Here is a 15,104-nt window from a genome sequence, read left to right on the forward strand (position 1 = left end):
GAAAAATGCCCGGGCTTACGCACCGGGCATTGATGATTACATATGAGCGGCAATTAAGCGCTGATTGTCCTGATACATGGCGAAGAGATAGTTGTTATAGCTCGACCCTTTCGTCGAGTACCCCTTCAGCTTGTGGATCATGGTGCTGGCAGTTACTTCCTGGTCCGTCTTACGCAGCTGTGCGCGAGACTTACGGAAGGATGAATAAGCCGGGTGCGTATTCAGGTTTTTAACATAGGCCTGAACCGACTGCTCGACAGATTCAAACTGGGAGTAACCTTTCATTGCACCGCGGCAGTTGCCGCCGCCACACTTCATACCAAACAGGTTGTTGTTCTCACGCGCCAGCTTCGAGGTGCCCCAACCGCTTTCCGCAGCCGCCATGGTTGCCACCATGCTGTTCGGAATAATGTCGACGCGCTCAAGCAGCGAATTCCACGGTATATGGCGAGTATTGCCAGACCACTTCACTTTGTAACGTGAAGCGATGTCTTTCAGACGCGCCTGCTCGCTCGGCGACCAACGGCCGTCGTATTGCTTAGAGACAAGCCAGTTACGATCTGCCGTGATCGCTTGATTTTGCTTTGTAATGTAAGGCATAACCGTCCGGAGAAACGCTTTTTTCCTTGGTGTCCCGGAAGGGTATTTTCGCAAATCAGGAAGTGAACTGCTCTTTACACTATTGCGAGAATACTCTTGTTTACTGCTAACCTTGATACTACTGGGCTTCTTTACTTTCTTAACTACTGAGGCTTTATGACTCTTTGTTGCTGTGTGCGTTGTCGCCAACACACTACCTGAAAATATACAGGTAAGTAACATGAGTATCGCAGCCCCATATCGTCGCATGGGAATCGATATCATTAGGTCTCCTGGTCGGATTTACTCATTCCAACACCTTGTTTTTCGCAAAAAATCGATAGTTGAATCGCGAATAGTATCAAAAATACCCAGAGAGAGCATCAAGAGAAATAGTCCAATTCCGAATCGCTGTCATCTGAAATCGGTTTCTGCACCGTCGCGAAGGTGCAGAAATGCTATCTCCGTCTCATTTATAGCTCATTTTTTGAACTAAATCACTCACCCCTTTTCATCCTCCCCGCAAAATTACCGGCAGGATGAGTTCAACCTTATGGCGCGCAGGCACTCTGTGATAAAAACCGCTAACAGGACTCCGGCATGAAACTCGCTGCGCTCGCCTCGCTACTGCTGCCCGGGATGGCCTTTGCCGCCTGGACAACCGCTGACTTTCCCACCTTCACTGAACAGGATACTGGCCGCTTCACGACGCAAAATGAGGTGACGAAGGGTACCCGCCCTTTGCGGATAAGTTTTGACCAACAGTGCTGGCAGCCTGCGGGGGCGATAAAACTCAATCAGATGCTGTCGCTGGAACCTTGTCGGGATACGCCGCCGCAGTGGCGCGTGTTCCGCGACGGGCGCTATACGCTGGAAGTCGATACCCGCTCCGGCACGCCAACGCTGATGCTGTCGCTGGCGGCACAGGACACGGCCAGCACGCAGCCGCTGATGCGCCAGTGTCCGAAATGGGATGGTAAACCGCTGACGCTCGATGTCGGCCAGACGTTTGCCGAGGGAAGCCAGGTGCGTGATTTTTACAGCGGTAATCTCGCCACGGTGAAAGCAGGTAAAATCACGCTGCAGCCCGCCGCAGACAGTAATGGGCTCGTGCTGTTTGAAAAAGCGGATAGCGCCGCCAGCGCGCCGTTTAACTGGCATAACGCCACTATCTATTTTGTCCTGACCGATCGCTTCGTTAACGGCAATCCGGCCAACGACAACAGCTACGGGCGCCATAAAGACGGTATGCAGGAGATAGGCACCTTCCACGGCGGCGATTTACAGGGGCTGACCAGCAAGCTGGATTATCTTCAACAGCTTGGCGTCAACGCGCTATGGATAAGTTCACCGCTGGAGCAAATTCACGGCTGGGTCGGCGGCGGCACCAAAGGCGACTTTCCCCACTACGCCTATCACGGTTACTACACCCAGGACTGGACCCGTCTTGACGCCAACATGGGCGACGAAGCCGACCTTCGGCAACTGGTTGATGAGGCCCATCGGCGCGGCATGCGCGTCCTGTTTGATGTCGTCATGAACCATACTGGTTACGCCACGCTTGCCGATATGCAGGAATTTCACTTCGGCTCGCTGTACCTGAAAGGCGATGAACTGAAAAAAACGCTTGGCGAGCGCTGGACCGACTGGAAACCAGCGCCAGGGCAAAGCTGGCACAGCTTCAATGATTACATCAATTTCAGCGATAAAGCAGGCTGGGAACAATGGTGGGGAAAAAAATGGATCCGCACCGATATCGGCAACTACGACAATCCCGGTTTCGACGATTTCACCCTGTCGCTGGCGTTCCTGCCGGACCTGAAAACCGAATCGACGCTCCCTTCTGGCTTGCCAAATTTCTACCGTCACAAGCCGGATACCGCCGCCAAAGAGATAGCCGGCTTCACGCCGCGCGACTATCTGACCCACTGGCTCAGCCAATGGGTACGCGATTACGGTATTGACGGCTTCCGCGTCGATACCGCAAAACACGTCGAACCGGATGCCTGGCAACAGCTCAAAACGCAGGCCACGGCCGCGCTGGCGGAATGGAAAAAAGCGAATCCTCAGAAAGCGCTGGATGACGCGCCATTCTGGATGACCGGCGAGGCCTGGGGCCACGGCGTGATGCAAAGCGACTACTATCGCCACGGCTTCGACGCGATGATCAATTTCGATTATCAGGATCGGGCGGCGAAAGCGGTGGACTGTCTGGCAAACATGGACGCCACCTGGCAGCAGATGGCGGACAAGCTGCAGGATTTCAACGTGCTGAGCTATCTCTCCTCGCACGATACCCGCTTGTTCCGCGAAGGCGGCAGCCGGGCGGCGGAACTGTTATTACTCGCCCCAGGCGCCGTACAACTCTTCTATGGCGATGAGTCTTCGCGCCCGTTCGGCCCCACGGGTTCCGACCCGCTGCAGGGTACACGCTCCGATATGAACTGGCAGGATGTTGCCGGTAGCGCATCCGATAACGTCGCGCACTGGCAAAAAATCGCCCAATTCCGCGCCCGCCATCCGGCCATTGGTATGGGAAAACAACAGACGCTGACGCTAGAGCAGGGCTATGGTTTCGTACGTGAAAGCAGCGCTGATAAAGTGATGGTTGTCTGGGCCGGACAGCAATAGCAGTCGCTTACCGGGCTCCTTGCCGCTGGCTGGAGCCTTTTCAGCACAAATGACTAAAACTTACACTGTTAGCAGAACAAAAAATAAATCGCTCCCTCCTGTGCCGATTTGCACCGCGTTGACGCTGGCGTTATGGTAATTCCCTTTCCAGAAGACCAACAGAATATCCGCGATGACATTTTCACTTTTCGGCGACAAATTCACCCGTCATTCAGGCATCACCCGCCTGATGGAAGACCTCAATGACGGCCTGCGCACACCGGGCGCGATCATGCTGGGCGGCGGCAACCCCGCGCAAATCCCGGAGATGAATGAATACTTCAATAGCCTGCTGGCCGATATGCTGGATAACGGCAAAGCCCTTGATGCGCTTTGCAATTATGATGGTCCGCAAGGGAAAAGCGAGCTTCTGACCTTGCTTGCGCAAATGCTGCGCGAAGAATTAGGTTGGGAGATCGAACCACAGAATATTGCTCTGACGAATGGCAGCCAGAGCGCATTTTTCTACTTATTTAACCTGTTTGCCGGCCGCCGTGCCGACGGCACCACCCGCAAGGTGCTGTTCCCGCTGACGCCGGAATATATCGGCTACGCCGATTCCGGGCTGGAAGAGGATCTGTTTGTCGCCACCCGCCCCAACATTGAGCTGCTGCCGGAAGGCCAGTTCAAATATCACGTGGACTTCGAACACCTGCAGATCACCGAAGAGACGGGAATGATCTGCGTCTCCCGGCCAACTAACCCGACCGGCAACGTCATTACCGACGAAGAGCTTATTAAGCTTGATGCCCTCGCCAATCAGCACGGCGTGCCGCTGGTTATTGATAACGCCTATGGCGTGCCTTTCCCGGGCATTATTTTTAGCGAAGCGCGCCCGCTGTGGAACCCGAACATCGTGCTATGTATGAGCTTATCCAAGCTCGGGCTGCCGGGCACCCGCTGCGGAATCATCATCGCCAACGAGAAAATCATCACCGCGATCAGTAATATGAACGGCATTATCAGCCTCGCTCCTGGCGGGATTGGGCCAGCGATGATGTGCGAAATGATCAAGCGTAAGGACCTGCTACGGCTGTCGGAGACGGTGATTAAACCGTTCTATTATCAGCGTGTTCAGGAAACCATCGCTACCATTCGCCGCTATTTGCCGGAAGAACGCTGCCTGATTCATAAACCAGAAGGGGCGATTTTCCTGTGGCTGTGGTTTAAGGATCTGCCGATCTCCACCGAGCTGCTGTATCAGCGCCTGAAACAACGCGGCGTGCTGATGGTGCCGGGCGATTACTTCTTCCCGGGGCTGGACAAGCCGTGGCCGCATACGCATCAGTGCATGCGCATGAACTACGTGCCGGACCCGGAGAAAATCGAGGCGGGGGTTAAAATTCTTGCCGAAGAGATTGAGCGCGCCTGGCAGGAGCAAGACGCCTGATGGTGTTTCCCGGCCATCGCTGGCCGGGAACATGCAGTTACATTGCCTGCGCCGCCCAACGGCGGCGCTCGGCGCTTAATCTTTCCAGCTCGGCGGGCTCAATACAGCGCAGCGCCTGAGTCGGACAGGCCGCTACGCACGCCGGTCCCGTTTGCCGGTGCGCGCACAGATCGCACTTCAGCGCCTGCACGCCTTCGTCGGTCAACATCACCGTCATCGCCCCATAAGGGCACGCCACCATACAGCTTTTACAACCAATGCACAGCCGTTGATCGACACGCCAGACGTCGCCTTCATGGCGTATTGCCCCTTCCGGGCAGACGTTCGCGCAGGGCGCATCCTCGCACTGACGGCACAGCGTCGCCGTTGATAGCTCATCGCTCTTCACTACCCGGATCCGCGGCGCAAAGCGTCTTGCAGAAACGGTAGAACAATCCTGCCCCTGCTGATGCGACACCACGCAGGCCACCTCGCAGGTTCGACAGCCGATACACTTTTGCGCATCGGCGATAATAAACCGGTTCATCCTCAACTCCATTCGGGATAAAAACGCAGCGTGCCAGAAAAACCCCGCTGTGCGCTTTGATCCTGAATGGAATCAGCTGCGTTTTAGGCAAATACCCAGCAAGATCTCGCCAGTTGCCTTAGCCTTCGCGAATCACAAACCCCAGCTCGCGGGAAATCGCCTCTGCCGTTTCACGCAATGGTTTGAGCAGATTTTTCTCACCAACCTGTTTCAGGCGCGAAGTCGACAGCGAAATCGAAATGGCGTAAGGCACGCGACCGTGAATATCGAATACCGGTACCGCCAGGCACGAGACGCCGAGTTCGTTCTCTTCGCGATCCATCGCCATATTACGTTCGCGAATCTGCGCCAGCTCGTCGTTCATCGCCGGCAGGCCGGTAATGGTGTTACGGGTCAACGGCTGAATAATATCCTGATGGCTGTCCCAGTAGCTGGCAACGTAGTCAGGATGGCCGAACGCCATGTAGATCTTACCCATCGCCGAACAGTACAGCGGCATATGCTGGCCAATATAGGCGCGGGTACGCAGCATACCGGTAGTCGGCTCCAGCTTATAAATCAGAATCGCGTGGTCGTCCTCACGGCTGGAGAAGTTCACCGTCTCGCCGGTGGCGATGTTTAAAGCTTCAAGATGCGGCGCAGCGACATGAATAATATTCAGCGACGACAGCGCCTTTTGCCCAACGGCAATAAATTTGGTGGTCAGGCGGTAACTTCCGGCGGCAGGCGCCGGAGTAACGTAGCCGCAGGACTGCAGGCCCTGCAACAACCGATGCACGGTACTTTTATTCAGGCCCGCCAGTTCAGACAGATGCGCCAACGGACAACCGTTTGGATAGTTACTGAGGATCTCAATCAGCATTAACCCGCGAAATAGACTCTGGCTTCCGGCTGGCCTCTCTTTCTCTTGCGTCATTTCACTCTCTTTTGTGCCCATCGCTTCGGCTTCCTTTTTAATCGCGCTCTGATGGTAGCGCAAAGTGTGGTTCAGTTCACGATCTGAACCGAAAAAACACAACCAACTGATTTTAATGATTTTTAAAAATAGCATCTGCCGTTGATCTGTCAAAAATTGATCGTTATATTTGAAATCAGATTTCGATATGTGAAACATGAAGATAAAAAATCACTCAAACCCTAAGGGGAACACGGGAATGAAAGTAACTTTTGCGCAGCTAAAAGAGGCGTTCAATCGGGTATTACTCTCACGCGGTATTGCGGCGGAAACCGCCGACGCCTGCGCGGAAATGTTCGCCCGCACCACGGAATCCGGCGTCTACTCACACGGAGTGAATCGCTTTCCACGTTTTATTCAGCAACTGGATAACGGCGATATCATTCCGGATGCGAAACCTCAGCGCGTCACCAGCCTTGGCGCTATTGAGCAGTGGGATGCCCGGCGTTCGATTGGCAATCTGACGGCGAAAAAGATGATGGATCGCGCCATTGAATTGGCCTCCGACCATGGCATTGGCCTGGTGGCATTACGCAACGCCAATCACTGGATGCGCGGCGGCAGCTACGGCTGGCAGGCGGCGGAAAAAGGCTATATAGGCATCTGCTGGACCAACTCTATCGCCGTCATGCCGCCGTGGGGCGCTAAAGAGTGCCGCATTGGCACCAATCCGCTGATCGTGGCAATTCCATCCACTCCGATCACAATGGTCGATATGTCGATGTCGATGTTCTCCTACGGCATGCTGGAGGTTAATCGCCTGGCTGGTCGCACGCTGCCGGTAGATGGCGGGTTTGATGATGACGGTAATTTGACGAAAGAGCCCGGCGTGATTGAGAAAAATCGCCGTATCCTGCCGATGGGCTACTGGAAGGGTTCCGGTTTATCAATTGTGCTGGATATGATAGCCACCCTACTTTCCAACGGTTCCTCCGTTGCTGAAGTCACCCAGGACAATAGCGACGAATATGGCGTATCGCAGATTTTCATCGCTATTGAAGTCGACAAGCTCATTGATGGCAAAACGCGTGACGCCAAACTACAGCGGATCATGGACTTCATCACCACCGCCGAACGCGCCGATGAAAATGTAGCGGTCCGCCTACCGGGCCACGAGTTTACGCGATTACTGGAAGAAAACCGCCGTAACGGGATCACCGTCGACGACAGCGTATGGGCCAAAATTCAGGCTCTGTAGGGGAAACCACTATGATTTTCGGCCATATTTCACAACCGAATCCTTGCCGTCTACCGGCAGCGATTGAAAAGGCGCTCGATTTTCTTCGGACTACCGATTTTCGCCACCAGCCCCCCGGCGTCGTCGAAATTGATGGTAAGAATATTTTTGCGCAGATCATCGATCTGACTACCCGTACGGCGACAGAAAACCGTCCGGAGGTACATCGGCATTATTTAGATATTCAATTTCTCGCTTCCGGTGAAGAAAAAATAGGTATCGCCATTGATAATGGGAATAACCAGATCAGCGAATCGTTATTAGAACAGCGCGATATTATTTTTTATCACGATAGTGAACACGAATCGTTTATTGAAATGATACCCGGTAGCTATGCCATATTCTTCCCACAAGATGTACATCGACCTGGGTGTATTAAAAGCACCGCTACCCCTATTAGAAAAATCGTCGTTAAGGTAGCTATCGATATTCTGTAAAAGAACTAATCATCTCATTAAATTTACAGGAGCACATAATGAATATTACTACCGGTTATATTATCGGTGCGTATCCCTGTGCACCCTCATTTCACCAAAAGAGTGAAGAGGAAGAGAAGGAATTCTGGCGACAACTTGCCGATACTCCAGATATTCGTGGCATAGAACAGCCTTGTCTTGAGCATATCCATCCATTAGGCGATGAGTGGCTGCTGCGCCATACGCCGGATAACTGGCAAATTGTGATTACCGCCATTATGGAAACCATGCGCCGCCGCGGAGAAAACGCCGGCTTCGGCCTGGCCTCCAGCGATGAACAACAGCGTGTAGCCTGCGTTGAATACTACCGCCACCTTCATCGCAAAATTAATAAAATCAACGGTATTCAACCCGGTAAAGTCGCCGCGCTTGAGTTACAGGCCGCGCCGCTGGCGGGAGATCAAAACATCGCCCAGGCAACGGACGCCTTTTCACGCTCGCTCAAAGAAATCGCCAGTTGGGACTGGCGCTGCGATCTGGTGCTGGAACACTGTGACGCGATGAATGGCCCAGCGCCGCGTAAAGGCTTTCTGCCACTGGATAATGTACTGGAAGTCATTGCCGACCATGAGATAAGCGTGTGCATCAACTGGGCGCGCTCGGCCATTGAAGGCCGCGATACCGCGCTGCCGTTGGCCCATACCCGGCAGGTTAAACAGGCCGGTAAACTGGGCGCGCTGATGTTTTCCGGAACCACCCGCCAGGGTGAATATGGCGAATGGCAGGATTTACACGCGCCATTTGCGCCCTTCTGCCCGCAAAGCCTGATGACCGCGCAGCATGCCCGCGATATTTTCGCCTGCGCTGCAGGCGCATCGTTGCAGTTCGCCGGTATTAAATTATTGGAAATAGACCCAAATGCCGATGTTAACCACCGCATAGCCATTTTGCGTGACGGTATCAGCATATTAAAAAACGCATAAGAACAACTACGTTTTCATTGTCATAATATTTACTCTACGAGAATATTAATATGAACATGACCTCTCGCCCTACAGCAAAAGATATTCCACGCCAGCGTTGGCTGAGAATTATCCCACCGATTCTTATTGCCTGTATTATTTCCTATATGGACCGCGTTAATATCGCATTTGCGATGCCGGGCGGTATGGATGCCGAACTGGGTATTTCCGCTACCATGGCGGGGCTCGCTGGTGGTATTTTCTTTATTGGTTATTTATTCTTACAAGTCCCTGGCGGAAAAATCGCCGTACACGGCAGCGGCAAGAAATTTATCGGCTGGTCGCTGGTCGCCTGGGCCATTATTTCCGTACTGACCGGTTTAATCACCAATCAATACCAACTGCTGATCCTGCGCTTCTTATTAGGGGTGGCGGAAGGCGGCATGCTGCCGGTGGTGCTAACGATGATCAGCAACTGGTTCCCGGACGCTGAACGCGGCCGCGCCAACGCCATTGTGATTATGTTTGTGCCGATTGCCGGGATTATTACCGCCCCGCTGTCAGGCTGGATCATCACCGTTCTCGACTGGCGCTGGCTATTTATTATCGAAGGCTTGCTCTCGGTGGTCGTGCTGGCGCTGTGGGCATACACCGTTTATGACCGCCCGCAGGAAGCGCGCTGGATATCAGCAGCGGAAAAAACCTACCTGGTCGAAACGCTGGCGGCGGAGCAAAAGGCGATTGCCGGAACTGAAGTCAAAAATGCCTCGCTCGGCGCGGTGCTCTCTGACAAAACCATGTGGCAGCTCATCGCCCTTAACTTTTTCTATCAAACCGGGATTTACGGTTACACCCTGTGGCTGCCGACCATTCTGAAAGAGCTGACCCATAGCAGTATGGGGCAAGTCGGCGTGCTCGCCATCCTGCCCTACGTTGGCGCGATTGCCGGTATGTTCCTTTTCTCTTCGCTCTCCGACCGTACCGGCAAACGCAAGCTATTCGTCTGCCTGCCGCTGATCGGCTTCGCACTGTGCATGTTCCTCTCCGTGGCGTTGAAAAATCACATCTGGCTGGCCTATGCCGCGCTGGTTGGCTGCGGGTTCTTCTTGCAATCCGCCGCCGGTGTGTTCTGGACCATTCCGGCGCGCCTGTTCAGCGCCGAAATGGCCGGTGGAGCCCGCGGGGTGATCAACGCTCTCGGCAACCTCGGCGGCTTCTGCGGCCCTTACGCCGTAGGCGTACTGATCACCCTCTACAGCAAAGATGCCGGCGTTTATTGCCTGGCTATCTCACTGGCGCTGGCGGCCCTGATGGCGCTGCTGCTGCCGGCAAAATGCGATGCCGGCGCAGCACCCGCAAAGACCATGACTCCACGTAACCACGCAGCTTAAAACTGCCCCGGATGGCCAGGCGTCGTCCGGAAAACTGGAAGACTAAGATGAGTGAAAAAGAGACCTTCTGGCTGGGTATCGATTGTGGCGGTACTTATCTAAAAGCCGGTTTATATAACAGCCAGGGCGTAGAGCGGCGTATCGAGCGCTGCCCTTTACGCACCCTCAGCGCGCAGCCGGGCTACGCCGAGCGGGAAATGGATCTGCTCTGGCAACGCTGCCATGAAACCATCGCCAGGCTGCTCAGCGCCGCCAACGTCAATGGCAAGCAAATCAAAGGTATCGCTATCTCCGCGCAGGGCAAAGGGCTATTTCTGCTTGATAAACAGGATCGCCCGTTAGGTAACGCGATGCTCTCCTCCGATCGTCGGGCGTTGGAAATCGTTCAACGCTGGCAGCAGGATGGCATCCCTGAGCGGCTTTACCCCCTTACCCGCCAGACGCTGTGGACCGGCCATCCCGCTTCATTGCTGCGGTGGCTGAAAGAAAATGAACCGCAGCGCTATGGGCAAATCGGCTGCGTCATGATGGCCCATGATTATCTTCGCTGGCGTTTAACCGGGATGAAGGGCTGCGAAGAGAGCAACATTTCTGAGTCCAATCTCTACAACATGCACAGCGGGCAATACGACCCGCGCCTGACCCGGTGGTTAGGCATTAGTGAAATTGACGAGGCGCTGCCGCCGATCGTCGGCTCTGCGGAAATATGCGGGGAAATCACCGCTCAGGCGGCCGCCGTTACCGGTCTGGCGGCGGGAACGCCCGTCGTCGGCGGTCTGTTTGATGTGGTTTCTACCGCGCTCTGCGCGGGCCTCAACGATGAATCAGTGCTCAATGCGGTGATGGGAACCTGGGCGGTCACCAGCGGGATCACCCACGGGCTGCGTGAGCATGAGGCTCATCCTTACGTCTATGGCCGGTTCGTCAATGACGGCGAATACATTGTGCACGAAGCGAGCCCCACCTCTTCCGGCAATCTTGAATGGTTTACCGCGCAGTGGGGAGGGCTCTCATTTACCGAGATTAATGAGGCCGTCGCCAGCCTGCCAACAGCCGGTAGCGAGCTCTTCTTTCTGCCGTTCCTTTACGGTAGCAACGCCGGCCTGGAGATGACCGGCGGTTTTTACGGCATGCAGGCCATGCACACCCGCGCGCATTTACTACAGGCGGTGTATGAAGGGGTGGTCTTCAGCCATATGACGCATCTCAACCGCATGCGCGAGCGCTTTACCCAAGTCCAGGCTCTGCGCGTCACCGGCGGTCCGGCGCATTCCGAGGTATGGATGCAAATGCTGGCGGACGTCAGCGGTCTGCGCATCGAACTGCCGCAGGTTGAAGAGACCGGTTGTTTTGGCGCCGCGCTTGCCGCCCGCGTCGGCACCGGCGTCTATCGCCACTTCCGCGAGGCCCTGAGCAGCCTGCAGCATCCGGTACGAACCCTGCAGCCTGACATGACCGCACACCGTCTTTATCAGCGTAAATACCGCCAATACCAGCAATTGATTAGCGCACTACAGGGCTACCACGCCCGCATTAAGGAGCACACATTATGAGCCGACCATTACTGCAACTGGCGCTCGACCATACCAGCCTGGAAGCCGCCCAGCGCGATGTCGCCGTACTGCGCCATCACGTTGATATCGTGGAAGCGGGCACAATTCTGTGCCTGACCGAAGGACTCAACGCGGTAAAAGCCCTGCGCGCCCAGTGTCAGGATAAAATTATCGTCGCCGACTGGAAAGTCGCCGACGCTGGCGAAACGCTGGCTCAACAGGCCTTTGCCGCAGGCGCCAACTGGATGACCATTATCTGCGCCGCGCCGCTGGCGACCGTTGAGAAAGGCCATGCCGTCGCCCAGTCCTGCGGCGGCGACATTCAGATCGAACTCTTCGGTAACTGGACGCTGGACGACGCGCGCGACTGGTACCGCATCGGCGTCCGCCAGGCGATTTATCACCGCGGCCGCGATGCGCAGGCCAGCGGCCAGCAGTGGGGCGACGCCGATCTGGCGCGTATGAAAGCGCTGTCGGATATCGGCCTGCAACTGTCTATTACCGGCGGCATCACGCCGGCCGACTTATCCCTGTTTAGCGATATTGACGTCAAAGCGTTTATTGCCGGACGCGCGCTGGCGGGCGCGGCGCAGCCCGCGCAGGTGGCAGGTGATTTCCACGCCCAAATCGACGCCATCTGGGGAGAACAGCATGCGTAATCATCCCTTAGGTATCTATGAGAAAGCGCTGGCGAAAAACCTTAGCTGGCCGGAACGGCTGGTGCTGGCGAAAAGCTGCGGTTTTGATTTTGTCGAAATGTCGGTCGATGAAACCGATGAGCGTCTGGCGCGCCTGGAGTGGAGCGCCACCCAGCGCGCCTCGCTGGTCGCGGCGATGCTGGAAACCGGGGTAGCCATCCCCTCAATGTGCCTGTCTGCCCATCGTCGCTTCCCGTTTGGCAGCCGCGATGAATCAACCCGGCTGCGGGCGCGCGAGATCATGACCAAAGCCATTCAACTGGCTCGCGATTTAGGGATCCGCACCATCCAACTGGCAGGCTATGACGTCTACTACGAAGAACACGATGACGGCACACAGCAGCGTTTTGCCGAAGGACTGGCGTGGGCGGTCGAACAGGCGGCCGCGGCGCAGGTCATGCTGGCGGTCGAAATCATGGATACCGCATTTATGAACTCCATCAGCAAGTGGAAAAAATGGGACGAGATGCTTGCCTCGCCGTGGTTCAGCGTCTATCCGGATGTCGGCAACCTGAGCGCCTGGGGCAACGACGTCAGCGCCGAGCTCAAACTGGGCATCGACCGCATCGCCGCTATCCATCTTAAAGACACGCTACCCGTAACCGCACAATCGCCGGGGCAGTTTCGCGACATCCCCTTCGGCGAGGGTTGTGTCGATTTTGTCGGCATCTTCAAAACGCTGCATGAGCTGAACTATCGCGGTTCATTCTTAATTGAAATGTGGACGGAAAAAGCCAAAGAACCGGTACTGGAAATTATTCAGGCGCGCCGCTGGATAGAAGCGCGGATGCAAGAAGGAGGTTTCACATGTTAGAACAATTGAAGTCTGAGGTATTAGCCGCCAACCTGGCGCTACCTGCGCATCAGCTGGTGACGTTCACCTGGGGCAACGTGAGCGCCGTCGACGAAACGGGAAAGCTGATGGTTATCAAGCCATCCGGGGTGGAGTACGACGTCATGCAGGCTGACGACATGGTGGTCGTCGATATCGCCAGCGGCCATGTGGTTGAAGGCGCTAAAAAGCCCTCCTCCGATACGCCAACCCACCTTGCGTTGTACCGCCGCTACCCGCAAATTGGCGGTATCGTTCACACCCATTCGCGCCACGCGACGATCTGGTCGCAGGCAGGGTTGGATTTACCGGCCTGGGGCACCACGCACGCGGATTATTTTTATGGCGCGATCCCCTGTACCCGCCTGATGACCGCCGATGAAATTAATGGTGAATATGAGTATCAGACCGGCGAGGTGATCGTTAAAACCTTTGAAGCGCGCGATCTCGATCCCATGCAGGTCCCGGCAGTGCTAGTGCATTCACACGGTCCGTTTGCGTGGGGTAAAAACGCCGCCGACGCCGTGCATAACGCCGTCGTCCTCGAAGAGTGCGCCTATATGGGGCTTTTTTCCCGTCAGCTCACGCCACAACTGGCCGATATGCAGCAAGAACTGCTCGATAAACATTATCTGCGTAAGCACGGCGCGAATGCCTATTACGGGCAAAACTAACATCACCCGGCGGCATATCACCGCCGGGGAGTTTTTCGGATTACATCGCGGCGCGGAAAATCGCCATAATCTCTTCGTGGGTCGCCTGAATCGGATTGGTTAAACCGCAGGCATCTTTCAGCGCGTTGCTGGCCAGCAGCGGAATATCCTCTTCTTTAACGTTCAGATCGCGCAGACCAGCCGGGATGCCGACTTTACGCGCCAGCTCGCGGATGGCCGCGATGCAGGCTTCCGCCCCCTGTTTGTCATTCAGCCCGGCTACGTTCACGCCCATCGCCTGCGCGCAGTCACGCAGACGCGCGGCGGCGACGCTGCAGTTGTACTCCTGCACAAACGGCAGCAGGACGGCGTTGCAGACGCCGTGCGGCAGATCGTAGAAGCCGCCCAGCTGGTGCGCCATCGCGTGGACGTAGCCCAGCGACGCGTTGTTGAAGGCCATACCGGCAAGGAACTGCGCATAGGCCATCGCTTCACGCGCCTGTTCATTACTGCCATCTTCCACTGCATGAGTTAAATTCTGTGAAATCATGGTCATGGCTTTCAACGCGCAGGCATCGGTAATCGGCGTCGCCGCGATGGAAACATAGGCTTCGATAGCGTGAGTCAGCGCGTCCATACCGGTGGCGGCGGTCAGCGATTTCGGCATCCCCATCATCAGCGAGGAGTCGTTAACCGACAGAACCGGAGTCACGTGCTTATCGACAATCGCCATTTTGATGTGGCGATCGACATCGGTAATGATGCAGAAGCGGGTCATTTCGGAAGCCGTACCGGCGGTGGTATTGATAGCGATCATCGGCAATTGCGGTTTCGCCGAACGGTCCACCCCTTCATAGTCACGGATGTTGCCGCCGTTTGCCGCGACCAGCGCGATGCCTTTCGCGCAATCGTGCGGCGAGCCGCCGCCCAGGGAAATCACGCAGTCGCAGTTATTTTCTTTTAGCAGCGCCAGACCGCTTTCGACGTTCAGGGTCGTCGGGTTGGGGTGCACGCCGTCATACACCACGCTGAAAATATCCCGTTCCTGTAACGCCTTTTGTACTTCACCCGCCATACCTAATTTATTCAGCATCGCGTCGGTGACGATTAATGCCCGACGATATCCGTATTGCTGGATAGTATTCATCGCTTCAGTAACAGAACCAGTGCCAATGACGTTCACTGGCGGAATATAAAAAGTCGATGCAGCCATGATGATTCCTTCATTTAGGTGAATATCAT

The 15,104-nt window shown here is 55.4% G+C and carries 14 protein-coding genes; 10 read left to right on the plus strand and 4 right to left on the minus strand.

The window, feature by feature from the left end; all coding sequences use genetic code 11:
* Window positions 1-36: 36 nt before the first annotated feature.
* The gene (locus ABLV17_RS02295; protein ID WP_087858963.1) at window positions 37-864 is read right to left on the minus strand and encodes a protein bax; all 828 of its coding nucleotides are present in this window, start codon (window positions 862-864) and stop codon (window positions 37-39) included.
* A gap of 315 nt (window positions 865-1,179) precedes the next feature.
* Between ABLV17_RS02295 and ABLV17_RS02300 the strand changes: the two genes are divergently transcribed.
* Both ABLV17_RS02300 and avtA read left to right on the plus strand, forming a co-directional pair.
* Window positions 1,180-3,210 (plus strand): alpha-amylase, encoded by a 2,031-nt coding sequence (locus ABLV17_RS02300; RefSeq protein WP_348854067.1) that lies wholly within the window; start codon window positions 1,180-1,182, stop codon window positions 3,208-3,210.
* A gap of 172 nt (window positions 3,211-3,382) precedes the next feature.
* Window positions 3,383-4,639 (plus strand): valine--pyruvate transaminase, encoded by a 1,257-nt coding sequence (gene avtA, locus ABLV17_RS02305; RefSeq protein WP_015369199.1) that lies wholly within the window; start codon window positions 3,383-3,385, stop codon window positions 4,637-4,639.
* 37 nt (window positions 4,640-4,676) lie between these two features.
* On the opposite strand, the gene ABLV17_RS02310 is transcribed toward avtA, so the two are convergent.
* Window positions 4,677-5,165 (minus strand): 4Fe-4S binding protein, encoded by a 489-nt coding sequence (locus ABLV17_RS02310; RefSeq protein WP_045390701.1) that lies wholly within the window; start codon window positions 5,163-5,165, stop codon window positions 4,677-4,679.
* A 118-nt stretch (window positions 5,166-5,283) separates the two neighbouring features.
* The gene (gene yiaJ / locus ABLV17_RS02315; RefSeq protein ID WP_045390824.1) at window positions 5,284-6,102 is read right to left on the minus strand and encodes an IclR family transcriptional regulator YiaJ; all 819 of its coding nucleotides are present in this window, start codon (window positions 6,100-6,102) and stop codon (window positions 5,284-5,286) included.
* A 217-nt stretch (window positions 6,103-6,319) separates the two neighbouring features.
* On the opposite strand from yiaJ, the gene yiaK reads away from it, so the two are divergent.
* Genes yiaK through araD form a run of 8 tightly spaced genes read left to right on the plus strand, consistent with a single transcriptional unit; the run spans window position 6,320 to window position 13,883 of the window.
* Window positions 6,320-7,318: a 3-dehydro-L-gulonate 2-dehydrogenase gene (gene yiaK / locus ABLV17_RS02320; protein ID WP_045390698.1), complete on the plus strand. Its 999-nt coding sequence runs from the start codon at window positions 6,320-6,322 to the stop codon at window positions 7,316-7,318.
* Between the two features lie 11 nt (window positions 7,319-7,329).
* A complete protein-coding gene (locus ABLV17_RS02325) occupies window positions 7,330-7,794 on the plus strand; it encodes a YhcH/YjgK/YiaL family protein (RefSeq protein ID WP_213794194.1) in 465 nt (154 codons plus the stop codon).
* A 38-nt stretch (window positions 7,795-7,832) separates the two neighbouring features.
* A complete protein-coding gene (locus tag ABLV17_RS02330) occupies window positions 7,833-8,756 on the plus strand; it encodes a DUF4862 family protein (protein WP_348854068.1) in 924 nt (307 codons plus the stop codon).
* A gap of 50 nt (window positions 8,757-8,806) precedes the next feature.
* Entirely contained in the window at window positions 8,807-10,126 is a 1,320-nt protein-coding gene (locus ABLV17_RS02335; RefSeq protein ID WP_047047711.1) for an MFS transporter, read from the plus strand.
* 47 nt (window positions 10,127-10,173) lie between these two features.
* The gene (locus ABLV17_RS02340) at window positions 10,174-11,679 is read left to right on the plus strand and encodes an FGGY-family carbohydrate kinase (RefSeq protein WP_348854069.1); all 1,506 of its coding nucleotides are present in this window, start codon (window positions 10,174-10,176) and stop codon (window positions 11,677-11,679) included.
* Window positions 11,676-12,338, plus strand: coding sequence for a 3-keto-L-gulonate-6-phosphate decarboxylase UlaD (gene ulaD / locus ABLV17_RS02345; protein WP_308957654.1), 663 nt, complete (start codon window positions 11,676-11,678; stop codon window positions 12,336-12,338). Before ABLV17_RS02340 ends, ulaD begins: the two co-directional genes overlap by 4 nt.
* A complete protein-coding gene (locus ABLV17_RS02350; RefSeq protein WP_087858954.1) occupies window positions 12,331-13,191 on the plus strand; it encodes an L-ribulose-5-phosphate 3-epimerase in 861 nt (286 codons plus the stop codon). Before ulaD ends, ABLV17_RS02350 begins: the two co-directional genes overlap by 8 nt.
* Window positions 13,185-13,883 (plus strand): L-ribulose-5-phosphate 4-epimerase, encoded by a 699-nt coding sequence (araD, locus tag ABLV17_RS02355; protein ID WP_213317596.1) that lies wholly within the window; start codon window positions 13,185-13,187, stop codon window positions 13,881-13,883. Before ABLV17_RS02350 ends, araD begins: the two co-directional genes overlap by 7 nt.
* A 40-nt stretch (window positions 13,884-13,923) precedes the next feature.
* Here the strand turns inward: araD and yiaY are convergent, their stop codons facing one another.
* On the minus strand, window positions 13,924-15,075 hold the full coding sequence (yiaY, locus tag ABLV17_RS02360; protein ID WP_113374030.1) for an L-threonine dehydrogenase: 1,152 nt from the start codon (window positions 15,073-15,075) through the stop codon (window positions 13,924-13,926).
* Window positions 15,076-15,104: the final 29 nt, after the last annotated feature.

This window comes from Klebsiella sp. CN_Kp091 (assembly GCF_040065095.1).
Taxonomy (GTDB): Bacteria; Pseudomonadota; Gammaproteobacteria; order Enterobacterales; family Enterobacteriaceae; genus Klebsiella; species Klebsiella aerogenes.